At 37.6% G+C, this 25695-nt stretch carries 21 protein-coding genes; 10 read left to right on the top strand and 11 right to left on the bottom strand.

Annotated features, from left to right (window positions below; genetic code table 11):
* Window positions 1-15: 15 nt before the first annotated feature.
* Window positions 16-1776 (top strand): YbaL family putative K(+) efflux transporter, encoded by a 1761-nt coding sequence (ybaL, locus tag ABN212_RS15385; protein WP_198625892.1) that lies wholly within the window; start codon window positions 16-18, stop codon window positions 1774-1776.
* A 118-nt stretch (window positions 1777-1894) separates the two neighbouring features.
* Here the strand turns inward: ybaL and ABN212_RS15380 are convergent, their stop codons facing one another.
* From ABN212_RS15380 to htpG, 5 genes are all read right to left on the bottom strand, one after another.
* A complete protein-coding gene (locus ABN212_RS15380) occupies window positions 1895-3205 on the bottom strand; it encodes an inosine/guanosine kinase (protein ID WP_194951070.1) in 1311 nt (436 codons plus the stop codon).
* A gap of 103 nt (window positions 3206-3308) precedes the next feature.
* On the bottom strand, window positions 3309-4427 hold the full coding sequence (gene wzz(fepE) / locus ABN212_RS15375) for an LPS O-antigen length regulator Wzz(fepE) (protein WP_198625894.1): 1119 nt from the start codon (window positions 4425-4427) through the stop codon (window positions 3309-3311).
* A 163-nt stretch (window positions 4428-4590) separates the two neighbouring features.
* Window positions 4591-5571, bottom strand: a complete 981-nt coding sequence (hemH, locus tag ABN212_RS15370; RefSeq protein WP_109371367.1) for a ferrochelatase — start codon at window positions 5569-5571, stop codon at window positions 4591-4593.
* A 169-nt stretch (window positions 5572-5740) separates the two neighbouring features.
* Window positions 5741-6385 (bottom strand): adenylate kinase, encoded by a 645-nt coding sequence (gene adk / locus ABN212_RS15365; protein ID WP_109371369.1) that lies wholly within the window; start codon window positions 6383-6385, stop codon window positions 5741-5743.
* Window positions 6386-6567: 182 nt separating this feature from the next.
* The gene (gene htpG / locus ABN212_RS15360) at window positions 6568-8451 is read right to left on the bottom strand and encodes a molecular chaperone HtpG (protein ID WP_196564422.1); all 1884 of its coding nucleotides are present in this window, start codon (window positions 8449-8451) and stop codon (window positions 6568-6570) included.
* Between the two features lie 211 nt (window positions 8452-8662).
* Between htpG and ABN212_RS15355 the strand changes: the two genes are divergently transcribed.
* Both ABN212_RS15355 and ABN212_RS15350 read left to right on the top strand, forming a co-directional pair.
* Window positions 8663-9715, top strand: a complete 1053-nt coding sequence (locus ABN212_RS15355; RefSeq protein WP_232797520.1) for an ABC transporter substrate-binding protein — start codon at window positions 8663-8665, stop codon at window positions 9713-9715.
* Between the two features lie 11 nt (window positions 9716-9726).
* Entirely contained in the window at window positions 9727-10446 is a 720-nt protein-coding gene (locus ABN212_RS15350; RefSeq protein ID WP_198620854.1) for a substrate-binding domain-containing protein, read from the top strand.
* Between the two features lie 38 nt (window positions 10447-10484).
* Here the strand turns inward: ABN212_RS15350 and purT are convergent, their stop codons facing one another.
* The 3 genes from purT to ABN212_RS15335 form a co-directional block, all read right to left on the bottom strand.
* Window positions 10485-11672 (bottom strand): formate-dependent phosphoribosylglycinamide formyltransferase, encoded by a 1188-nt coding sequence (gene purT, locus ABN212_RS15345; protein WP_198625896.1) that lies wholly within the window; start codon window positions 11670-11672, stop codon window positions 10485-10487.
* 125 nt (window positions 11673-11797) lie between these two features.
* Entirely contained in the window at window positions 11798-12709 is a 912-nt protein-coding gene (rarD, locus tag ABN212_RS15340; protein WP_109371375.1) for an EamA family transporter RarD, read from the bottom strand.
* A 230-nt stretch (window positions 12710-12939) separates the two neighbouring features.
* Entirely contained in the window at window positions 12940-13887 is a 948-nt protein-coding gene (locus ABN212_RS15335) for an aminoimidazole riboside kinase (RefSeq protein ID WP_109371377.1), read from the bottom strand.
* Window positions 13888-14159: 272 nt separating this feature from the next.
* On the opposite strand from ABN212_RS15335, the gene ABN212_RS15330 reads away from it, so the two are divergent.
* Entirely contained in the window at window positions 14160-15626 is a 1467-nt protein-coding gene (locus ABN212_RS15330) for a glycoside hydrolase family 32 protein (protein WP_349443385.1), read from the top strand.
* Between the two features lie 29 nt (window positions 15627-15655).
* Here ABN212_RS15330 and ABN212_RS15325 read toward each other — a convergent pair whose 3' ends face one another.
* Window positions 15656-16651, bottom strand: coding sequence for a LacI family DNA-binding transcriptional regulator (locus ABN212_RS15325; protein ID WP_196533975.1), 996 nt, complete (start codon window positions 16649-16651; stop codon window positions 15656-15658).
* Between the two features lie 467 nt (window positions 16652-17118).
* Between ABN212_RS15325 and ABN212_RS15320 the strand changes: the two genes are divergently transcribed.
* The 6 genes from ABN212_RS15320 (at window position 17119) to allS (ending at window position 23440) form a co-directional block, all read left to right on the top strand.
* Window positions 17119-17754 (top strand): response regulator transcription factor, encoded by a 636-nt coding sequence (locus tag ABN212_RS15320; protein ID WP_109371383.1) that lies wholly within the window; start codon window positions 17119-17121, stop codon window positions 17752-17754.
* Between the two features lie 944 nt (window positions 17755-18698).
* Complete coding sequence (locus ABN212_RS15315) at window positions 18699-19361, top strand: CDP-alcohol phosphatidyltransferase family protein (protein ID WP_198620858.1); 663 nt, start codon at window positions 18699-18701, stop codon at window positions 19359-19361.
* Window positions 19362-19364: 3 nt separating this feature from the next.
* On the top strand, window positions 19365-20087 hold the full coding sequence (locus ABN212_RS15310) for a lysophospholipid acyltransferase family protein (RefSeq protein ID WP_198620859.1): 723 nt from the start codon (window positions 19365-19367) through the stop codon (window positions 20085-20087).
* Window positions 20074-21009 carry a phosphatidate cytidylyltransferase gene (locus ABN212_RS15305; protein WP_198620860.1) on the top strand — a complete coding sequence of 312 codons (936 nt, stop codon included), beginning with the start codon at window positions 20074-20076 and terminating at the stop codon, window positions 21007-21009. Before ABN212_RS15310 ends, ABN212_RS15305 begins: the two co-directional genes overlap by 14 nt.
* A 318-nt stretch (window positions 21010-21327) precedes the next feature.
* Window positions 21328-22149: a CPBP family intramembrane glutamic endopeptidase gene (locus ABN212_RS15300; protein ID WP_198620861.1), complete on the top strand. Its 822-nt coding sequence runs from the start codon at window positions 21328-21330 to the stop codon at window positions 22147-22149.
* 376 nt (window positions 22150-22525) lie between these two features.
* Complete coding sequence (gene allS / locus ABN212_RS15295; protein WP_198620862.1) at window positions 22526-23440, top strand: HTH-type transcriptional activator AllS; 915 nt, start codon at window positions 22526-22528, stop codon at window positions 23438-23440.
* A 58-nt stretch (window positions 23441-23498) separates the two neighbouring features.
* Here the strand turns inward: allS and ABN212_RS15290 are convergent, their stop codons facing one another.
* The gene (locus ABN212_RS15290) at window positions 23499-24743 is read right to left on the bottom strand and encodes an MFS transporter (protein ID WP_196533970.1); all 1245 of its coding nucleotides are present in this window, start codon (window positions 24741-24743) and stop codon (window positions 23499-23501) included.
* Window positions 24744-24768: 25 nt separating this feature from the next.
* Window positions 24769-25674 (bottom strand): carbamate kinase, encoded by a 906-nt coding sequence (locus ABN212_RS15285; RefSeq protein ID WP_160230627.1) that lies wholly within the window; start codon window positions 25672-25674, stop codon window positions 24769-24771.
* Between the last annotated feature and the right edge of the window lie 21 nt (window positions 25675-25695).

Below are 25695 nucleotides of genomic sequence, written 5' to 3'. Positions count from 1 at the left end.
AAAGAAGGAGAATTGATGCCGCATTCAACACCCCTCATTACCACCATTGTTGGTGGGTTAGCACTTGCTTACATTTTAGGCATGATCGCTCAACGGCTAAAAATCTCACCTTTAGTAGGATATCTTGCTGCGGGTGTACTCGCTGGTCCATTTACTCCCGGCTTTGTCGCTGATACATCTCTCGCCCCTGAACTCGCTGAAATTGGCGTTATTCTGCTAATGTTTGGTGTAGGTTTACATTTTTCGTTAAAAGATCTGATGGCAGTGAAAGCCATCGCTATTCCGGGTGCTATTGCTCAAATTGCAGTAGCAACACTATTAGGGTTGGGATTATCAGCATTTTTTGGCTGGGGTTTATTTAGTGGCATCGTGTTTGGTTTGTGTCTTTCAACTGCAAGTACCGTCGTTCTTTTACGAGCACTTGAAGAAAGAGGTCTGATTGATAGCCAACGAGGTCAAATTGCCATTGGTTGGTTGATTGTTGAAGACTTAGCAATGGTATTAGCCCTTGTACTACTCCCAGCTATTGCCAATATGCTGGAAAGCAGCGATCAAACCAATGTTTCTCAACTCATGATCAATTTAGGTATCACAATCGGTAAAGTCGTAGCCTTTATCTTAATCATGATGATTGTTGGTCGTAAGCTTATTCCGTGGATCTTAGCTAAAACCGCGGCAACAGGCTCTCGTGAACTCTTTACGCTGAGTGTATTAGCACTCGCTTTAGGTATCGCTTACGCTGCGGTGACTTTATTTGATGCCTCTTTCGCATTAGGTGCTTTCTTTGCGGGTATGGTGCTTAATGAGTCTGAGTTAAGCCACAGAGCCGCACAAGATACCTTGCCATTGCGTGATGCCTTTGCTGTTCTGTTCTTTGTGTCCGTTGGTATGCTGTTTGATCCAATGGTATTAATTGAACATCCTCTTGGTATCTTAGCAACACTGGCTATCATTATTATTGGTAAATCTGTCGCCGCGTTGGTGCTTGTACGAATGTTTGGGCATTCTCGACGAACAGCCTTAACCATTTCTGTCAGTCTTGCTCAAATTGGTGAGTTTGCCTTTATCCTTGCAGGTCTAGGTGTGGCGCTAAACGTTTTAGAGCCAGATGCACGTAATCTTGTTTTAGCTGGTGCTTTAGTCTCGATTATGCTAAACCCAGTTCTGTTCTCTTTATTAGACCGTTATCTGGCAAAAACAGAAACCAAAGAAGAAGTGGAACAGCTACAACAAGAAGAGCTGGAAGAAGAGATGCCTGTCCCTGTTGATATTTGTGGTCACGCCATTATCGTCGGCTATGGACGTGCAGGAAGCATGCTTGCTGAAAAATTATTAGCTCAATCTATTCCATTAGTGATTATCGAAAATAGTCGTAATAAATTTGCTGAGTTAAAAGAGAAAAGTTTAAACACAGTACTGGGTAATGCATCGACTAAAGAGTCACTTGCTTTAGCCCGTATTGATTGCGCTAAATCTTTATTACTGACGATACCGAATGGTTATGAAGCAGCAGATGTCGCTGAAACGGCAAGAAGTATGAACCCTGATTTAAATATCATTGTTCGCGCCCATTTTGACGATATTATCGTGCGAGCTAACTATGATGAAGAAGCTTCTTTTATCCTTGAAAAAGGCGCAAATCACGTCGTTATCGATGAAGATCAAACAGCATCTGCAATGGCGGATATGCTAATTAAAGAAGTTGAATTTGGTTGCGCTATTGATGATACACCTGAAAATGGTCAACAAATCATTGCACCTAGTGCAGCGCAATAATCAAACACAGGTAATCACTTAAATCCATAGAATTTAAGTCAATAAAAAACCTATCAATAAATGTTGATAGGTTTTTTTATTTCACACTGATAAAACAAGACTTAGAAACAATACAAACTTAGCGTTCCCAATAGGCTTCTTCCAAGCTGTCTTCTTTTTCAGGTAAACCGCGCGTCAAGCGTGGAGAATGCTGGCTTAATACTTGATAACTCACTCGGTTAGCATATTTACATACTTGTGCTAATGATGAGTAAGTTAAATAAGTCCGAGGATGCTTACTTGAATTTGGCACATTAATGCGATGATAGCTATTTGCTGTAATATCATGCAGTAATGCTGATAATGCTGCATCACCCGCACCATTGGTATTCATAATTTTTTCAGGGCCACCCATATAAGGTTCAATATGAGAATAGACTTTCTCTGGCTCTTCACAATCTTTACGACGCATTGCTCGACTAAATTCATAACGATTAAATTCAGCAATAGCACCGGGTAATAAAGGATGTGTGGTTTGGCGCTTAAAGCTGTGTTCTGTATAGCCACCCATATAAAGCCCAGCAGGTCCCGCAGTACAAAGCACTAAATCAACCCATTCTAAAGCAACATCGGAAGCCAACAGAGGATCTGCATGCCCAGTTAATTCAAAAGCTTCATCTTCATTCATGGCGACAACAGAAACGTGCTCTTTTAAGAAATCACGCCACCATTGTGGATCATCTGCAATAACATATTTTGTGCCAAGTGTGAGAACGACCGGCACATCATATTTTTTCGCATACTCAATCGCTTTCATGGTTGCTAGTGGCATCGGTTCACCTGGTTTACAGCGAACTAAGTAAGCCGTTAACACCAATGCGGAAGCTTCTGCAATCACCTCTTCCGGAATGCTTTCAGGTTTAAGTTGATTCATTTGACCGGGGCTAATAGCAAATGTGCGTTCACCATTTTCCGTGATCAGCGTAAAGCAGCGCCCAATGGCACCATCAACACCTTGGAGGTAATTGAGATCAGTACGGCTAGATGTGTTACATAAATAACGATAAGCATAGCTACCAATCTGAATGTTATTACACATAGTACCTAATAACACAGAGCGGTCGTCAGCCAATACAGAGTAGTTATGTAGCGTATTACCAATAGTGCCACCAGCGAATTCGTGTGTTATCAGATTATTGTCTGTTAATTCACGATAAAGTGCCTCTGCGACATCATCTTCAATAACAAGAGAGTGTCCCTGACTCAAGTTATAACGGTTAATAAACTCTTCATCAACTTTCGCTTCAATATCAACCAATGTTTGGTCAATACCCACGATATAAGCGCGAGAGGATTCACTCTCCGTCATATTGATGATGGGTTGTAATAGAGGATCTCGTAAACTAACGGGAAAATAGTGTTTGGATTTTCGTTTGCCAGGGAATTTCATTGTGAACGATGCTACACAGCTAAAAAAGATGCGCAATGTTAACACAATATTATGGGAGAGGCAGTAGGTGTACGTCAGTACACCTACTTATTTAAAGATATTTTTATGCGGTTTTACGACGGCTTCTTACCATATAGCTCAGTAAAACACCCATAACAGACAGAATGAAACCAACAAAAGCGGCACCCACTAAAATCAGAGCACGTTTAGGTGCATCTTTTTTAGTTGGTTCGTAAGGCTTCAACATATATTTGAATGGTACAAATTGAAGCTCGCCTAATTTCACTTTTTCTAACTGTTGAATATTGTATAAACGGTTTTTCAGATCTGTGCTTACTGTTGTTGGATCAGTAATAGCTTCAGTGATTGCCAGTTTACTGCCTAATGCATCAGAACCCATTGCAATAGAGTAATCAGGATCATCTTTAATCTGCGCACCTTCACTTGAAATCGGTTTTTTCACGCCAGCCGCATTAGCAATTTCTAACGCATATTTTAGACGTTGCACATTCACATTACGTGCATTGGCAATACGCTCTAAATCCATTTCATAGGCTTTTTGCGCAAAACTTAATTTACGTTCAATTTGGTCATCAATTTCATCTTTTACTTCCATACGCACTTTGGTGGAAATAAAACGAATATAACCAGAAAGTAAATCATAAGCCTCTTCTGAAGTTGGTGCAGTAAAGCTTAGATTAATTTCTCCACTAAACTCATCTTCACTTTTTTTATCATCTGAAGCTTTTAAATTAATGTCTTTGGTGACAATTGATTCAATAAGTCTACGTTGATCCAACGGCGTTGGATTTTCCATTTTAGCCAACAAACGTTTGTAATAATCCGTACTTATTAAATATTCTTCACGTAAAACACGAGAGTTATAGTTATTGATAAACTTTTGATAAACAGATGAACCATTCACACCAGTATCAACATCCACTAAGCTAAGCTCAGTCAATGTTGCTCTTAATTGCTTCATTTCATCAAGCATTGGCTTGGTAATTGCAGCTTGGCTCGTCCATTTTTGTGGTAAAAAACTTGCAACAGTAAAGCCAACGATAGCAAATAATAACGTGATACCAATAATGACAAATTTTGATTTATAAATAACAGAAAATAATTCAAAAAGATCGATTTCATCGTTCTGTTTTAGATAGAAATCGTCAAAATGTCCTTTATCAACTTCTGAAGATTGTGGTTTTGAAAGCTTACTATTCATTTTCCTGCCTAAATTTAGGTAATGCAGTGTCCGTTTATCAGCACTTTTAGTGGTTCACACTAAAATACTTAAAAAATGAGAAAAGATAAGTTTATATATAACTGAAATATGATCAAATTAATATATCATCAAATCCGATAATTTTATTTATCGAATTCAGTAATTATTTTTTACATACCTCTCTGATCATCGCTTCTAGCAAGTCAATATGCTCAGGATCATCATTTAATGCCGGAATGTATTCATACTGTTTGCCACCACCATGAATAAAGAACTCTCGGTTCTGTTCATTAATTTCTTCTAATGTTTCCAAACAATCAGATGAAAATCCTGGGCACACAACCTGTACATGTTCAATCCCTTCACTTCCCAGTTTTTCCATCGTTTTATCCGTATAAGGCGATAGCCAAGGTTCACGGCCAAAACGTGACTGGAATGTCAACATGACTTGTTCTTTAGGATAACCTAGCTTCTCTTCTAATTGCTCTTTTAATTTTTCTGTTGTGAGGCAACACTCATCGTAATAAATATCACCCGTTTTGATAAAACGCTCAGGTATACCGTGGAAAGAGAGAATTAAACGATTGGGTTTGCCATATTGCTGAAAACTTTTCTCAATAGAGGTGACAAGTGCTTTGATATAAAGCGGATGAGTAGGATAACTACGAATAAAGTGAAGAGAGGGCATTGTACGCATGTCTTTAAAAATTCGACTGACACCATCAAATACCGCAGCAGAAGTAGAGCAAGAGTATTGAGGATAAAGTGGTAACAAAATAATGTTCTCAACACCTTGTTGTAATAGTTTTTCAACCCCTTCATTTAGTGATGGATTGCCATAACACATTCCTAACTCTACAGGGATATTAGGTAATCGCTGAGCAACCGCACGTTGTTGCGCTCGACTATAAACTAAAAGTGGCGATCCCTCATCCATCCAAATCTGTTGATACAATTTAGCCACTTTAGGTGAGCGAAACGGTAATATAGCCCCTTGTAATATTGGTTTCCAAATCAAAGGAGAAACATCAACAACACGAGGATCGCTAAGAAATTGTGCCAAATAACGTCGAACAGCCCCCGTTGTCGGCGCATCAGGTGTGCCTAGATTAACCAAAAGAACACCATACTTAGCATCATTCATACTATGACTCCTTAGAGTTATTTTATTAGGATAACCAAAGAGTAGAAGAATAAAGGAAAATAATAGATTGTGCTTGTCAATTTATTGGATCGCGCTTTTTATCTCATCTTCTTATTTTTAAGATAAAAAAAATCCCGGCTCAACCGGGATTAGTCATCACAATGACGAATTAGCCAAGGATACTTTTCAGTTCAGCGTTAATTTCGCTTACTTTTTGTGTACCATCAACTTTGAAGTATTTCGCATTGTTTGCTTTAGCTTCATTTTGGTAATAAGAAACTAATGGTGCAGTTTGAGTATGGTACTCAACTAAACGTTTACGAACAGTTTCTTCTTGGTCATCTTTACGCGTTGTTAATTCTTCACCCGTCACGTCATCACGATTTTCCACTTTAGGTGGATTAAATTTCACATGATAAACACGACCTGATGGTGCGTGAACACGACGACCAATAATACGATCGACAATGATTTCATCCGGTACAGCGAATTCCAGTACGAAATCCACGTTAATACCCGCTTCTTTCATTGCATCAGCTTGTGGAATTGTTCTTGGGAACCCATCCAACAAGAAACCATTACGGCAATCGTCTTGTTTGATGCGCTCTTTAACTAACGCAATAACTAATTCATCAGTCACTAACTGACCATTGTCCATCAGTGCTTTTGCTTTCAGTCCTAGTTCTGTACCTGCACTTACTGCCGCACGTAACATATCACCAGTTGAAATCTGTGGGATACCATAGTTTTCTTTAATGAATTGAGCCTGAGTGCCTTTACCAGCGCCTGGAGCGCCTAGCAGAATGATACGCATCGCGTAAATCCCCTTGCATTTAATTTTTTATATTTAAACTCGAAAACGCATTACCATACCATTTTGTGAGGTCATCGCTCAAGAAATCACGGTAGCGATTGCATTTTATTTTTTATCGAAAAAGAAAAAACCACGCTCTCTTTTCAGATAAACGTGGTTTAAATGTTTGAAAACGAAAACAGTTACGCTTTTTGAACTAAAAGTTGATTCACTAAGCGAATAAACTGGTTTGGATCCTCTAAAGAGCCTCTTTCAGCAAATAGAGCCTGATCCAGCAATAAATTTACCCAATCCGCAAACAACGCTTCATCGGTTAACTCGGCAGTTTGTTTCACTAATGGGTGATTTGGGTTCAGCTCAAAGTTATATTTCACTTCTGGTACTGCTTGTCCTGCTGCTGCAAACAACTTGGCCATTTGTGTTGTCATTTCATCAGCACTGGTTGTCACAATTGCCGGAGTATCTGTTAAACGATGTGTTAATTTCACATCTTTAACTTTATCCCCTAGCAAGGTTTTAATGCGTTCAACAAAAGGTGCTAATTGTTTATCTGTTTCTTCTTGCTCAGCCTGCTTCTCTTCATCAGCAAGTTTATCAAGAGATTCATCTGCTTTACTGACAGACTGGAATGATTTGCCATCAAACTCAGTCAGGTAATTCATCATCCACTCATCAATACGATCAGATAACAGCAGTACTTCGATACCTTTTTTGCGGAACAGCTCTAAATGAGGGCTATTTTTCGCAGCGGCATAGCTATCAGCAGTGATGTAATAGATTTTTTCTTGGCCTTCGACCATACGGTTAACGTAATCTTCCAGTGAAACTGTTTGAGCATCGCTGTCATTATGCGTTGATGCAAAACGCAGTAATTTAGCAATAGTTTCAATGTTAGATGAGTCTTCTGCTGGGCCTTCTTTTAAGACTAAACCAAACTCTTTCCAGAATGCTTGATACTCTTCAGGCTTGTTTTCTGCCAATTTTTGCAACATCTGTAATGCACGCTTAGTTAATGCACTGCGTAAATTACGTGTAACAGAGCTATCTTGTAAAATTTCACGAGAAACGTTTAACGGTAAATCATTAGAATCCACTAACCCACGGATAAAACGTAGGTAATTAGGCATAAACTGCTCAGCTTCATCCATAATAAAGACACGCTGAACATAGAGTTTTAAACCATGGCGTTGTTCACGATTCCATAAATCCCAAGGCGCTTTTGAAGGCACATATAATAAGCTTGTATATTCTTGCTTACCTTCTACACGGTTATGTGCCCAGCTTAATGGATCTGCGAAATCATGAGAGATATGTTTATAAAACTCTTTATACTCTTCATCACTCACTTCAGCTTTGTTTCGAGTCCACAGTGCTTGCGCTTTATTAATTTTTTCCCATGTTACAGTGCCGTCTTCTTCATTTTTCGTTTCAATTTCAACAGGCAGAGAAATATGGTCGGAATATTTACTAATAATGCTACGCAAGCGCCAATCATCTAAATACTCATCTTCACCTTCACGTAAATGAAGCGTAATTTCAGTACCACGATCAGCTTTTTCAATATCAGCAACGGTGTAATCACCTTCACCTTCAGATTCCCAAAAAACACCTTTATCGGCGCTTTCACCAGCAGCCCGAGTACGTACTGTCACTTTATCTGCAACGATAAACGCAGAATAGAATCCAACACCAAACTGACCAATTAATTGGCTATCTTTAGCTTGATCTTGTCCGATAGATTCTAAGAATGATTTTGTACCTGATTTTGCAATAGTACCGAGATTATCAATGACTTCATCACGAGTCATACCAATACCATTATCACTGATAGTCAGAGTACGAGCTTCCTTATCAGTGGAAATGCGTACATGCAACTCGCCATTATTTTCATAAAGCGCTGCATCTGATAATGCACGGAAACGCAATTTATCAGCCGCATCTGATGCGTTAGAAATCAATTCGCGAAGGAAAATTTCTTTATTGGAGTAAAGAGAATGGATCATTAATTGAAGAAGTTGTTTAACTTCTGACTGAAATCCTCTTGTTTCCTGACCTTTCATACTCATTTTTACCTCAATTAATCCTAATTTGGCGAAAAAAATCAATATGGATAAAAAGTGGGGATAGTTAAGCAAGTTTCAAGGGTTGAGTAAGAAATTAAGCTAATAAAAGTGATTACGCACCTTATATGATTAAAGTTTGAGCCAAAATAATACTTGTTGGATATTTTTAGTTGTATATTTTATTATACAGCGATATTAACTTGGGTTTATAACTATGAAAGCGTTATTACAGCACTGTTTATTGGGTATTGGCTTACTCTCCCTCTCTTTTTTCTCTTATGCAGATAGACAAATCGTAGACCAAATTGGTCGCACCGTTACCATTCCAGATAAAGTAGAAAGAACGGTAGTTTTACAACATCAAACCCTCAATTTATTAGTTCAGCTTGATGCAACAGATAAAATTGTTGGCGTGATGTCTAATTGGAAGCAACAACTTGGTGATGGATATGCACAATTAGCACCATCGCTAGAGAAAACACCTAAAGTCGGTGATCTCACCAGTTTTGATGCAGAGAGTTTAGTCAAACTGCAACCTCAAGTTGTCTTTGTCACCAATTATGCCCCTAAAGAGATGATTGATAAGATTTCTGCATTGGGTATTCCTGTTGTTGCAATTTCATTGCGTAAAGAGAGTAACGACGATAAATCAAAGCTTAATCCAACATTACAAAACGAAGAACAGGCTTATAACGAAGGGCTAAAAGAAGGTATTTTATTGATTGGTGATATCGTCAATAAATCAGAAAATGCACAAGCATTAGTTAACGATACCTTTAAACAACGTGAGCAGGTTAGCCAGCGCTTACAAGATATTCCTAAATCGCAACGAGTCCGTGCCTATATGGCCAATCCTGATTTAACCACTTATGGCTCAGGAAAATACACGGGACTTATGATGGAACATGCAGGCGCCTTTAATGTTGCCTCATCAACCGTCAAAGGCTATAAACAAGTTTCTTTAGAGCAAGTTATTGCATGGGATCCAGAAGTTATTTTTATTCAAGACAGATACCCTCAAGTTGTTGATGAAATCAAACAAGATGCACGTTGGCAAGTGATTAGTGCGGTTAAAAACAATCGCATTTATTTAATGCCTGAATATGCAAAAGCGTGGGGTTATCCAATGCCAGAAGCCATGGCAATCGGTGAATTGTGGATGGCAAAAAAACTCTATCCTGAAAAATTTAGTGATATCGATATGCAAAAAGCAGCTAATGATTGGTATCAAAAATTCTATCGTACTCAATATCAAGGAAAAGAGTAAGATATAACACCATGATATTTTCCCTTTTTGCAGCAGGTAGCTTAAAAACCACACTACCTGCTTTTATTGAGCATTATAAGCAGAAAACAGGCGAAAAGTGGGCGCTTACATTTGGACCCGCTGGACTTTTGCGTCAACGAATTGAACAAGGGGAAACCTGTCATTTATTTCTTTCTGCTGATGAAAATAATGCTCAACAATTAATCAAGAAAGGCTTTGCACTGCAATATGCCCCTTTTATTGCCAATCAGCTTTGCATTACCGCTCGTCGTAACGGTGTAAATGAAGAAGATAACTGGCTTAGTGTATTATCAAATACCGCATTAAAATTAGCGATATCCACACCAAAAGCAGATCCATCAGGGGATTACAGTTGGCAACTTTTTAATAATATTGCACAAATTAATCCAGAGTTAAGTCAGGCATTAAAAATGCGAGCACTTTCTTTGGTTGGAGGTAAGCATTCACTTACTATCCCTCAAGGTAGAATGGCTGCTCATTACTTAATTACAACACATCAAGCTGATGCCTTTATTGGCTACCAGCACTATCAAGCACAACTCAGTCAATTTCCTGAATTAAAGATATTCGATATTCCAAAGCCTTTTAATGTTACCGCGCACTATTGTGCAACACTTATTCATTCTCAGGCTTATAGTTTATATCAGGAGATATTATCTCCTTATGCTAAAGCGTATTTTATTAAAGCTGGATTTTTACCGCTAAGTTAGGTTCCCTTCTTAGCGGTAAGTAATCTTATGTTACATCGCTATTTTTGGGCGTCATTGACAATGATAGCGTTAGCACCTGCTTTTGCTTCATCTAATGCGTGTTTTATCGTATCAGCGTGAGCAAGTACAACACCTAAACGGCGAGAACCCGCAATTTCAGGCTTGGCGAAAAGGCGAATTTGACGATCCGCCTTCAACGCTTTTTCAATACCAGAATACACAATATTCGTACTATAAAGCTCAGGTAAAATAACCGCTGATGCACAAGGGCCTAATTGGCGAATTCCACCAATGGGATAGCCTAAAAAAGCACGAACATGAAGCGCAAACTCTGATAAATCTTGAGAAATTAGTGTCACCAATCCAGTATCATGAGGGCGAGGTGAGACTTCATTAAAAAATACCTCATCACCTTGAACAAACAACTCAACACCAAATAAACCATAGCCCCCTAAGTTCTCAACCACTTTACTCGCAATATGCTGTGCTTTAGCAAGCGCGATGTCACTCATCTTTTGAGGTTGCCATGATTCACGGTAATCCCCTTTTTCTTGTCGATGACCAATAGGGGCACAAAAATGGGTACCATCAACAGCGTGAATAGTCAGTAACGTGATCTCAAAATCAAACGGGATCATTTTTTCAACGATAACGCGTCCTTTTCCTGCTCTCCCGCCCTCTTGCGAGTAAGTCCAAGCTTGAGCTAAATCGTTTTCATTACGAATAACACTTTGCCCTTTTCCAGATGAACTCATGACAGGTTTTACAATACAAGGGAAGCCTATTTCTAGAGCAGCTTTTTTAAAGCTCACTTCATCATCAACAAATTGATAGTTCGATGTAGGTAAATGCAGTGTTTCCGAGGCTAAACGACGAATACCTTCTCTATCCATAGTTAGCTTTACAGCACGGGCACAAGGAACAACTTTTTGCCCCGCTTGTTCTAATTCAACCAGTAACGTTGTTGCAATAGCCTCAATTTCAGGAACGATAAAATCAGGTCGCTCTTGTTCAATAACTTGCTTTAACGCATCGCTATCCAACATATTTACAACATAATGACGATGAGCAATATGCATAGCTGGAGCATTGATATAGCGATCAACGGCAATCACTTCAATTCCCAAGCGTTGGCATTCTATCGCGACTTCTTTGCCTAATTCACCGGCACCTAATAACATCACTTTTGTTGCACTTGCTGTAAGAGCCGTACCCAGCACTGTCATTTTTTATCCTCACCATTAATAAAAATCACAATCACGCAAACGATTGCCTTTCATATAGCATAGCGGATTTAGCTTGATAGAAAAATAGCCAGACAAAAAAATAATCTGACAGATAAATAAAACAATTACATTGTTTGGCTACGCTTTCCTTTTTGAATTTTTAGATAATTAAGGCGTTTTCGGATAAGTGCTAAGATACAGCATAAAAGTCCTAACCAAATCAGTGAGAAACTCACGCCTTTTACTTCATCAAAAGCTTCGTGGAATAAGAAAACAGCCAGTAAAAATTGAATGGTAGGTTCAATGTATTGCGCTAATCCTATCACGGTTAACGTGGTTCGTTTGACTGCAGCAGTAAAGAATAATAACGGCAAGATAGTCACTGGAGCTGTTAAGATATAATAAAAACGAGTCAAATTATCAGCCGAAGGTAATGCACTTTTATCGGTAACAACCAACCAAATCGTAGCGCCTATTGCTAATGGCATTAACCAAAGAGTTTCCATAAATAAAGACGTGATCACATCAAAACGAATAAACTTACGAATTAATCCATATACAGCAAATGCACCGCCCATCATTATAGCCAATACAGGTAATTCACCGTACATCCACAATTGATAACCCACACCAGCACAAATTAAAGCAACAGCCCATTTTTCTGCTGAATTAAGCTTTTCTTTAAGAAATATGACGCCTAATAAAATTGAGAAAAGCGGATTAATAAAATACCCCAAGCTCGCTTCTAATACTTGTTGATGTGTTAATGCATAGGTAAATGTACACCAAGAAACGGCCATAGCCATTGAGCTAAATAGACACATAAAAATAGAGCGCTTATCTTGTAAAACAGCGCGCCATCGTGTCCTATTTTTAATAAAGAGTCGTACGAGTAATAAAAGAGGGATAGACCAGATCAAACGCTGAGCCAACATTTCTAACGGCTGCGCTCCCGGTAACAGCCGATAAAACAGAGGAGTAATTCCCCAAAGAATATAAGAAAAAATGGCTAATACCGCGCCCGATTGAGCCCACATTTAATGTTCCATCAATAAAAGTCGATAAGATTTAATATCATACGCTTAAAACCGACAGAACAATATGATCAGCATCGCTGATTGATTAAACATCAGTACAACAGCATAGATGAGATAAAAAAATCTCCACAAATAACCACTCCGAGAAAAGTCGTTATAAATGGAGAATAGGAAAATCCATTAAGGGAAAACCGTGGTAAAAACCACAACCAGAAAAAATAGGTAAGTTGTTAGAAAATCTCCCTAACATGCAAAGGCGGTTGCTGCTGAACAAAATCATGTAATTTTTTACGACTTGGTGCCGCGGCTATTGCCCCCTTTTTAGTGGTGGCTAAAGCGCCACAAGCAGCTGCTTGCGTCACTATTTTTGATAGATATGGTTCATCTTCAGCAAAACCATATTCAGCAAGCGCAGCTAACAAGCCTGACATAAAGGCATCGCCAGCACCGGTTGTATCAATACATTCAACGATAAAGGCACTAAATGCGACTTGGGTATTTGGCGTTAAAACTAAACAACCTTTAGAGCCTTGGGTGATCACTTTTAAACGAGCGGGATAATCTTCTAATTTTTTAAGTGCATTATTCAATGTCACTTCTTGTGTCATCCACGTAAGCTCATCTTCGGATAATTTTAATATGTCTGCTTTATGCGCATAATTATCAATAACTTCGCGCATTTCTTCATGATCACGCCACATTTGAGGTCGTAAATTAATATCAAAACTCAGTAGTGAACCGCTTTCTTTAATATTTTTGATTGCACAATCTAAGGTCGAGCGACAAATGGGATTCACTAATGCTAAAGAGCAAAAATGCAAAATATCTTTTTCAAACGCAGGTAAAGATTTTTCTGTTAAAAATTGATCCGCAGACTCAGCAACTAAAAAAGTAAAATCACGCTCACCATTTTCTTGTAAAGAGACAAGAACAGTACTGGTACGATGAAACTCATCAAATTCCATTGCACGAGTATCAACGCCCAGATCAAACAATGTTTTTTGCATAAAATGGCCGAACGCATCTTCACCTACACGTCCAATAAAACCACTTTGTTGACCAAGCTTAGCAACGCCAGCAGCAACATTGACTGGCGCGCCACCAGCACATGCTTCATATTGCATGTTTTGCAATGGGATCAAGTCAACAACAGCGTCACCTAAAGACCAGACTTTCATAATCTCTCCTGAAGATAAGCAATTATTTTTCTTAACTATATTCTGTTTTTATGACTATTCATAACGAATAAGTAAAGATATTGCTCGTAAATCCACACTGATAACGTTAACATAATGAGATAAGATGATAAAGTCAATCTCATGCATCGTATTTTTTTCACTCTAAATGTTATCGTTAACAACAAGAGTAATAGTGTGATTACATCTGTTCTTTACCCTTTTGTGATCTTAAAAACACACTAATAACTCTAAAATATAATAAGGATAATGATATGAAACACCGCTTAGAACAATCAACAAAAGCCCTAAATACCTTGATTGAAAAACGAGGCAATAAATTTTATCCCCAGTTTCATTTGGCAGCGCCTGCGGGTTGGTTAAATGATCCTAATGGTCTTATTTATCATGATGGTTTATATCACGCCTTTTATCAGCACCATCCTTATTCTCAAGATTGGGGACCAATGCATTGGGGACATGCCACAAGTACCGATATGATCCACTGGCAACATCAACCTATTGCGTTAGCACCAGGAGATGACTACGACAAAAGTGGTTGCTTCTCAGGATCAGCAATTAGCCATGAAGGTAAACTCTATCTTTTCTATACCGGACACAATTGGTTAGCCGCCGAAGGGGATGATAATCAAATCTATGAAGCGCAATGTGTTGCTATCAGTGAAGATGGCATTCATTTTGAGAAAAAAGGGATCGTTTTAGAACCCCCTAAAGGTTATATGCATTTTCGTGATCCTAAAGTCTGGTATCAAGACGGTAAATGGTGGATGGTTGTTGGTGCTCGTGATGAAAAAGATCAAGGACAAGTCCTACTTTTCTCTAGCGAAACCTTATTTGAGGAAGGTCAACAGTGGAACAACGATTACACTGTTTTAGGAAAAACGGATGATAAAAATGTCTATATGTGGGAGTGCCCTGATTTCTTCCCTATTAGCCAAGAAAACGAATTTGCAATCGTCTTCTCACCACAAGGAAAACGAGCCGAAGGCTATCAATATCGCAATCTCTTTCAATCAGGGGCATTAATTGGCCAGTGGTCGCCAAATCAACCTTTTAAACCACAAGGTCACTTTATTGAACTTGATAATGGCCATGACTATTATGCGCCACAATCATTTACGACACCTGATGGTCGTCGTGTTTCAATGGGATGGATGGATATGTGGAATTCGCCAATGCCTTCAAAATCTGAATTTTGGTCTGGCTGTTTTACACTCCCTCGTGAAATCACGTTTGATAAATCCAAAAATCGCTTACGCATGATCCCCGTTAAAGAAGTCGAATCATTGCGCCAAGAAAAACAGACTATCCAGCCATTAACACTCAGTAATCAATCTATCGAGCTAATAAATAATACTGCCGCTATCGAACTCGACTTAACGTTATCTTTAGACAGTCATGCTGAAAAATTTGGCTTATGGCTAGGTGAAGGGCTTGAGCTATTTGTTGATAATCAATCACATCGTTTAGTTCTTAACCGCCATTATCCTCAGCACAATATGAGTGGAGCTAGAAGTATTCCATTACCTGAAGGTTGTGAATTGAATTTACGTATTTTTATTGATCGTTCATCAATTGAAGTCTTTGTAAATAAAGGCGAATTCACCTTTAGCAGCCGATATTATGCTCAACAAGATACTCAAACTTTACGTCTTTTTGCCATGAATGGCGATGCAACACTGATTAATGGTCAATATTGGCTGCTAAATAGTATTTACTGATATTGAGAAGGTAAGTAAGACGTGAGTCTTTAAATAGACTCACGTTCAACTAATTGACAAGGTACGTGTACGGTATCTCTATGGTTTCGTTCTTGAATAATATGCAACGTCGCCTCTTTACCTAATTCATAATGAGGCAGTTGTACCGTTGTTAATGGTGGATAAAACAATTCTCCCGTACCAATCATATTATCGTATCCCAAAACAGCCACTTGCTCTGGAATACGTAACCCCATAGAAAGTAAAACTTGGTAAGCGAGAAAAGCGATACGGTCATTACCACAAATGAGAATATCAAAGTCAGCCTTTTGATGAACACAATGCTTTTTCAATATTTCAATCACATCACGGTAGTGTTCATCTCCAAACATCATCGTATATTGTTGTAGATCCGCCAATGGTAGCCCAGCCTCTTGCCAAGCATCTTCAACGGCTTTACGACGAATAGGACCTGCAACAGACTCTTCAGGTATATAAAAGCACAAAGGACGGCGATACCCTTTCTCGATGACTTTTTTCATCCCAAAATACTGTCCATGATAATCATCGGGAATATAAGTTGGAAAAGCGTGCGTTTTATCTAAACAGTTTGCTAACACTAAATTCTTATCGAGCAACTTTTCATGTACGGTGATTTCACGCAACCCCATCGTGGTATAAATAATACCATCTGGACGTTGAGCCAAAAGTTGCCAAATGGCATTTTCATAACAATCTTGTGCAGTCAAATTAACAACAAATGAACTCCAACCAAATTCTCTTGCGGTTTGTTCTATCGATAAAATCATTTCCACAGAAAACGGTGTCGTTGCGGTATCAATTGCCAGAACACCAATTGATGATACTTTTGTTCCTTGACCACGAATTTTTCGTGCAGAATAATCTGGAACATAGTTAAGTTGATCAATCGCATTTTGGACTTGTTTCAGTGTTTCTGGTTTTAATAACTCAGGGTTATTAATCGCTCTTGAGACTGTCATCAAAGAAACGGATGCAAGTCGAGCTACATCTTTCAGTGACGCCATAGCATTGGCTCGGTTGGTTTATTAAAAAGGGTCAGTAGAAATAAAGTGCTATTTTACAAGAAGTAAAGCCAAAAAGCCACAAAGGGAATTGTATTGTAACTAAATGCGACTATTAATTACTTCATAAAAAAACACCTAAATATATTATTTTTTTACTTATTAAGTGAGTTTAATATAGTTAAAATCACTTACGATAAAAAACTTAGTTACAATTAATAATAGTTATCTCATCCTTTCATTATAGAAATAAATTATTCTTATCTATAAAATACAAATATTGAAACAAAACAAAGTTCTGATATTTTATCTATAATATAATACAGAAGTATTAATCATTTTTAATTTGATATATTCTGAATATGGCTCCGTTGCGTGAATGTTACCCTACATAAAAAACTTATAAATTAGTCAAATTTCGTTACTCATTCACTTTTAGTGTAAGAGCAGAGTAAAACCAGGAGCAACATATGGAATCAATAATCCACTTAATCACTTTTGAAGATGACAGTACAAAAGTTCAACTTAAAGCCGTTCTTTCTTCTTTAGCGGCTAATGTGAAAACCTATTCAAATGAGCAGGCTTTCTTGAAATACTATTTTTCATCAACAAAAGGAGCTCATAAAGAGTGCATCATAATTAATACAAAGAGTAGTGCAGCACCATCAATTGCACTGATTAAAGAACTCAACAAATTGAAAAACATCATCCCTGTTATTATTATTTCTGGGGATAGTTCCATTGAGAGTTGTCGTAACGCATTTAAATCAGGGGCTTTCGAATATTTAACTCGCCCTCTAAATGTGAATGAACTTCTTAATATTGTCTCGGAATCTTTCCTACATTATGAAAGTGAAGTTGAGCAATTCCGAACATATATATCTCTAAAAGATAAATTTGGTAAGTTATCTAATAGAGAAAAAGAGGTTATGGAGATGATCCTTGACGGAAATACGAGCAAAGAAGCGGCAGAAAAACTTTCGTTATCGCCTCGTACAGTTGAAGTGCATCGTTCAAATATGTATACGAAATTGAAAATAAGATCACTACCACAATTAGTTCAAGAGTATGATTTCTTTAAGAAATATGACTTAAGAGCAAACTGATTTATAATGTGATTTCTATTTATCAATGGGTTGTATTATCTTACTATATAACGATATGACCTGTTTAATTTTCATTATATTTTATTAATGAGAGAAAGCTGTACTTCTAAAAATATTCTATTTTGGATGAATTACACCTAATATGGGAATAATTAATACGCTAGACACCATTCTACGATAGAAAGGGCGGCAACTTATTTTGATGCCACCCTTTCATTAGTGTTCGTTTAATTTCAATTTAAAACATTTGTATATTTTATTTTCATAATCGCTATTATTAATAACTATTATCATTGTTTTTTATTAGTAATAGCAATATAAGAATAAATGAAGTCCTTCATTTGATATAAATCATTTTTTACTTATTATAAAGATGAGTATTCTCATTTCTAATTTCTCATTTCCTTTATTCTTATTTTACGAAGAAAATTATTAATGAGTAAAAAATAATACAAAAGAAATTCCCGTCTCTTTTTTTTATGCCCATTTAAAGACTGGTTATGCGTTTTGATTTTCGATTTAAACAAAAAATTCCTTATAAGAAAATTCTAATCGAAGTGTTTTAATTGTGATTATTTAAACAGTAAAATAAGAAATAATAATAAGTATTTCCTTTTATACTCCCTTTTACTTAAGAAATTTATTCTCTTTATAGTTTAATTAATGTAATACATCATTTACCATTTCTACTTAATAACAATCAAATAAAGAGCATCATTAAATGATCACATTGTGTAAGTATAATGCACTAGCCCTAAATAAGTATTAACACCTAGAAAAACAAATGATTATTAATAATTTATTTATAGTCTTAATAAGAGCAAAAAAAGAAGGAATTAATCTGCATAAAAAAATATAAGATAAACTTATACGTTTATTCTTATTTTCACTTTGAGTAAATGCCCTTATGCTATACCCTCCTAACTCGCTTTTTACAAAGAAAAATGAACACTCAAGATAAAAACCGTCGCCCGATAAAAGCAAGACAAACAAACTGGGCTACAAAGTGCAGCCGCTACTTACAACAAAAAGGGGCAACGCCTAACGGCATTTCCGTGTTTAGTGTCATATTTGCATTACTTGCAGGCTTATCACTCTTTTGTGCCCTCTTCTACACATCTGGACTATTACGCTCAATTTTACTGCTCCTTGGCGCTATCATGATCCAAGGTCGCCTCATTTGTAATTTACTAGATGGTATGGTTGCCGTCGAAGGAGGCATGAAAAGTCCAGTAGGTGCTGTTTATAATGAATTACCAGACAGAATTGCTGATACTTTAATTATTTTGGGTGTCGGTTATGGGCTATCTTCTGACTTTTCTATAGCCATTACGTTGAGCTGGGTGTGCGCTTTTTTTGCAGTAATGACCGCTTATGTTCGTGTATTAGGTGGTGCTTGTGGACTAGATCAACAATTTACAGGCCCCATGGCAAAACAACACCGAATGGCGTTATTAACCTCTGTTGCTGTTATTGCTGCATTTATTCCTAATCTTTGGGGAATATGGCTCTTTTTGATTTCATTATGGATTATTATTTTAGGTTCAATGCTGACCACAATTTTCAGAACCCGTCGAATTTTACGGGATTTAGCACAAGGTGTCTGATTAATGAAAAATGGAAAACTTGCTTTAGATGCAAAAGTGGTATCATCCGTTTTAGTCTCTATTTGTCGATTCCTAACAGGTATTCGCGCTAAACAAACTTCTCCTATTGCAAAAGATATTCCTTGTATTTATTACGCTAACCATTCTAGTCATCTTGATGGCTTAGTTATTTGGTCTTGTCTTTCACCCAATATTCGCCCTTATGTTCATCCCGTTGCCGCTGAAGATTATTGGAACAAAAACCGCTTACGCCGTTATTTATCTCATCGTATCTTTAGAGCTATTCTTATTCCTCGTCATGCCGCCAAAATGAATTTTCCACAAGAGGAAAATTCTTGCGGAGAAAGCGCAGAGCAACTTGCTAATGACGCTGCATCATCGGCACCAAATAAAGCCAATGCACTTGCTCTGATGCAAGAAATTTTAGACCAAGGGGATTCTTTAATTATTTTTCCTGAAGGTACTCGAGGTAATGGCGAATCTATTCAAGATTTTAAAACAGGTCTTTGGCATCTTTCTCGTAAAAATCCGAATGTTCAATTAGTCCCTATTTATCTGGAAAACTTAAACAGAGTTCTTCCCAAAGGCTCTCGCTTAGTTGTTCCTGTTATTTGCAGTGCAATTTTTGGTGCCCCTATTGAAGCCACTCATGAACATGAAAGTAAACAAGAGTTTCTAGTAAGAGCAAAAAGTGCGTTAGAGGAGCTACACAATGGAACGTATTAATAACGAAGTCCTCTGGATCTTTATCGGACTCTTCTCTTTCTTAATTATCGCCAGCATTATTGGTGCTATTTTAGCAGCAGTAAAAGGCCCTACATCCACCATCACCAATCTTAATTCAAGGATCAATGCGTGGTGGGTGATGTGTATTATTGCAGGTGTTGCAATAGGGATTGGAGCAATAGGTTCTGTCGTCCTATTTGCTATTATCTCATGGCTTGCATTACGTGAACTTATTACCTTAACACCCACACATCGTGGCGACCATGAAGCGCTGTTCTGGTGTTTCTTCGTTATATTGCCTATCCAATACATTCTTGTTGGTGTGCAATGGTACAACTTAATGGCAGTATTTATTCCCGTTTACGCCTTTCTATTAATACCAACACGTATGGCACTTTCAGGTGACACTCGCCACTTCTTAGAACGTATGGCAAAAGTGCAATGGAGCGTAATGATAGCAATTTATTGCCTAAGTTATGCACCCGCACTTTTAATGTTGCCAATTGAAGGTTTCGAAGGCCGTAATATCAATTTACTGCTCTTTTTAATGATAGTGGTGCAAGTTTCTGACGTACTTCAATATGTGTTTGGTAAATTATTTGGCAAACATCCTATCGTGCCTAAATTAAGTCCAAATAAAACAGTGGAAGGCTTTTTTGGTGGCATTATCTCTGCCAGCCTTATTGGCATGATGTTGTGGTGGGCAACGCCTTTCTCATGGTGGGCTGCATTTTTACTCTCTTTAGTAATCACATTGGCAGGTTTTGCCGGTGGTTTATGTATGTCTGCAATCAAAAGAGATAGCGGAGTAAAAGATTTTGGCACGATGATCGAAGGTCATGGTGGCATGATGGATAGAATGGATTCGCTCTGTTTTGCAGCCCCTATTTTCTTCCACGTTATTCGCTATTTTTACGTTTAGTTTTACTCTGTTTAATCAAAAGCAAACTAACCTATATAAACTAAAATGCCGATATTAAAACTATCGGCATTTTTATATTCCCTGTTTTACTTATGCTAATTTAATATCATAAATTAACTATCATTATATAAATTAAACATTTGTTTTAATTTTGGATTAAAAGTCAATATATTATATTTTACATATAAATCAAATAATTAAATAAAATTATTGCGCATAAAGAGGTCTGCTTTCTCTACTTTTTTATTTATAGTGATAGCTTAGAAAGCTGCTATCTTTTACCCTAACGCTCCTTTTCTTTCTAGATTATTTATCATTATGATCACTTGGCTACTCCTTGCTTTTTCTTTATTACTTTTGGGTTTTAATCGCACTCTTGCACTTATTACACTTGCATTTACGGCAGTTAGCGCATTTATAACTGGCGTTATTACATGGCAAACTTTGCCCATTATTTTTGGTATTCTGCTATTAGCATTTGCTTATTCACGTTATAAAACACAACCACTGCTACGCGGGTTCATCATTCTTGCACTTATCATCATTGCCAGCGGGTTAGCCTTTCACCTTATTCCTGGTTTTAACAATTTACGTTACCTTTCACACACCGCTATAGGGATAAAAAGCGCCCCTTTTTCATTTTATTTCAATGCTGACAAAGCATTATTACCTTTTATTTTTCTGATCTTTATTCCTACGCTTTTTGTCTGCACTCCATTAAAAGAAGCAAATAAATTACAGTGGGCAATGCTAATTATTGCCATTCCTGCACTGTTATTAATCGCCGTAAAACTAGGGGGATTAGCAATTGAATTGCATTTACCATCGTGGTTACCTGCATTTATTCTCGCGAACCTCTTTTTTGTCTCACTCGCTGAAGAAGCATTATTTAGAGGTGTTATTCAGCAAACATTATCACGCTATCTTCCCCCTTATATTGCACTATTAATAGCAGCCACTATCTTTGGTTTAGCACATTTCGCAGGCGGAGTATTGTTAGTTGTTTTTGCTTCACTCGCGGGGATTATTTATGGGTTAGCTTGGATGTGGAGTGGTCGGCTCTGGGTTTCAACACTATTTCACTTTGCACTTAATCTGACTCACCTGCTCTTTTTTACTTACCCATTTAAAATAGCCTGATTGATTTTTTTTCTTATCGGCTCGACGGATTTTTTATCCTAACTTTCACCACCTTTTACTGATATCTTAACTTCATCAGTAAAAGGATGTGTGAAACGTGAAAGCACTCACACAAATAGAATACAGATATTCTTATTGCGCCCATTATCCGATGAAATTTTTGTTAGTATGCTTTATCGCTTATCTATAAATAATCAAAACTTCATTCGGTACACAATAACAAGCTCAAAATAATAACATCCATTAATACGATAAGAAGTTGCCTCACTTTACGGTATAGACCTTAGAAAAAATAGGTAAGCTTTGCTCTGTTTTCTTTTTTTTAGTTCAGCATTATCTGCTGAAAATTTGCCTCTTTCGCCATCAGGACAAAAATATGTTAGATCAAGAAATGATCCGCACTTTTATACAGGTCGCCGACTGCCAAAGTTTTACCAAAGCAGCCGATATGCTTCATAAAACATCAGCGGCAATTAGTTACCGTATAAAAACATTAGAAGAAAATATTGGTACCCAACTTTTTAATCGCACCACAAGAACCGTTACACTCACACCGGCAGGCGAATATCTATTAGAAAAATGTCGTCAATGGATTGTATGGCTAGAATCAATGCCTATAGAACTTCAACAAATGAACGCAGGTGTCGAACATCAGGTCAATATTGTGATTAATAATCTTCTTTATGATCGCACCGCTGTTGCCAGTATGTTGGCTTGTCTTCATCAACGTTTTCCTTCTACCCAATTTCATATTACTCGCCAAGTCTATATGGGTGTTTGGGATGCACTTATTAATGAAGATTACCATTTTGCTATCGGTGTTACGGGTAATGAATCCCTTAAGAATAATATTAACATTTGTGCGATGGGCGAAATTCAATGGCAATTTGTTGTCGCGCCGAATCATCCTTTAGCCAATATCAGTGGTGTATTAAGTGATGATCAAATGCGTATGTATTCTGCTGTAAACGTCGAAGATACGTCTCGCCATCTTTCTAAACGTACTGCATGGCGCTTATCGGGTCAGCACGAGATCCGTGTACCTGATTTACACACAAAATTAGCCTGTCATTTAAAAGGCGTGGGAATAGGATTTTTGCCATTAAGTTTATGCAAACCACTTATTGATAGCGGACAGTTAATTGCGAAAGAAGTAAAAAATCGTCGTCATAACTCTCCTCTTTCATTGGCATGGTGTGAAGATAAAAAAGGCGCAGTAGTCAGTTATTTAGTGGAGTTGTTTAAGCAAAATCACCCGAGTGTGCAATCGTTTTACGATCCTTTAAATTAAAAAGGCAAACCGAAGTTTGCCCTTTTACTGTATATTCAGTGACTATCTGAATAGCGTACTATGCTTTTGCTTCTTCATTATTGTTGTTGCTTTCTTTAATAAAGAGGCTTGCCACAATACCGATACAAATCAGAATAGCTGCAAAGTAGAAACCTGAGTCCATGCTACCTGTTTTGTCTGATAGGAAACCAGTTAATGTTGGTGCAAAAACAGAACCCAGCATACCGATACAGTTATAAACACCAAATGATGTACCTAGTGCATGTCGCGGTGAGTTATCAGCAACCACAGCAACAAGTACTGGGTTTGTGCTGATTTTACCGACAATGCCGTAAAGGATCAGCGCGCCAATTAACACAGGCATTGATTCTGACATTGGCACAGCAAGAATAGCGACTAATGACAGCGGTAACATGATCAATAATACAGGTTTACGGCGACCAATTTTATCTGAAACCCAGCTAAAAATAAGTGAACCAGGAATAGCAAACCACGGCATTAATGATGCGATAGTTGAAATTTGTGTCCCAGTAATTCCACGCTCAGTTTCTAAGTAATACGGTAACCACGTTACTAAGACAAAGAAGCCATAGATTGAACAGAAGATGGTGACATACGCAAGGTTGATATTGCGATTACCAAATAAATCTTTAAATGTCAGTTTAACTTTTTGTTTTGGTGCGCCATTTTCTGCCGCAGGTTGTGCTTTTGGCTTATCTTTGATGATCCATAACATAACCAAACCAATAATAATAATTGGCACACCAATGATATAGAACGGAGCACGCCAGCTCATTCCCATCTCACCAACAGAAATACTTGAGATGTAGTAACCAATAGACAAACCAAATGCCATACCACTATTGATAATCGCACTACCTAATGTAATACGATGTTTTGGTATCGCTTCTGAGGATAGACCATACTGAGGGCCATAATAGAAACCTTGGAATATCCCCACCATGACCCATGCAAACATAAAGGTCACGTAAGTTGGCATCATACCCGCAATAATGGTGAATCCACCGAAGAGAACAACACCTGTTACTAATACTTTTTTCTTACCTAAATAGTCACCAATCATGCCTGATGGAATATTTAGCGCAGTATATCCGATAAAGAAAATACTCATGATGGAGCCAAGTTGAGCTTTAGACAGATCAAACTCAGCACCAATATTTACCATTAAAGGGCCAACAATAGCACGGCTACCATACAGCGCAATCCAACCAAAGAAGAAGATAATGGTCAGTTTAACCCAATAAGGGACTTTGCCTTTCTCATTCACTTGTGCATCGTTCATAATGACGCTCCTGAAAGCATTTTTATTAAGACTGATAAATTAAAGTGCCAGACTGACCTTCAATAACTTGTTGAATATTTTGTAATGCACCAATATGAGCTTGTTGCCCTGTTGCATTAACAAAATCACTCACTGCCATGATTTTTGGTCCCATTGCGCCATCAGCGACAGCCATTGGTGCAAGTTCTTCTGGTGTTGCTTCACGAATTGCAGCTTGTTCTGGTGTACCCCAATTTTTATAAATAGCATCTGCCTCTGTTAAAATAACAAAGTGCTCTGCATTTAATTCACGAGAAATTAAAGCCGCCGTTAAATCTTTATCAATAACAGCTTCACTACCAATAAATTCATTATTTGAATTGTTGACTGGAATACCGCCACCGCCACCACAAATAACAATATGACCTTTATCTAATAAAAGTCTTACTGCTTCGATATCAATAATCTTTTTCGGTGTTGGTGATGGCACAACACGACGATAATATTTACCGTCTTGTTTAAATGTCCATTGATACTTCGCAATTAACTCTTCTTTAGCAGCTTCATCATAAATAGGGCCAATAAATTTACTTGGATCGTTAAATGCTTCATCATTAATATCAACGGAAACTCGAGTCATTACCGTTGTAATAGCTTGTTCAGGGTGATTTTGATTAATTTTCTGCATCATCATATAACCAATCATACCTTGGCTTTCTGCGACTAAGATATCCAATGGATATGCAGGAACATCTTGATATGCAAGGTTTTGAAGTGCAAGCAATCCAACTTGAGGCCCATTACCGTGTACTAATACAACACGATACTCTTTAGCTAATTTATTAATTGTCTCTGACATCAATTCAATATTTTTATATTGATTTTCAGCAGACAAAACTTCCCCGCGTTGCAATAATGCATTTCCGCCTAAAGCAATAACAATTGTTTTCATAATTATCCGTATCCGAATGTT

Source organism: Proteus genomosp. 6 (genome assembly GCF_040139785.1).
GTDB lineage: Bacteria > Pseudomonadota > Gammaproteobacteria > Enterobacterales > Enterobacteriaceae > Proteus.
This window is presented reverse-complemented; position numbering and strand designations above follow the sequence as displayed.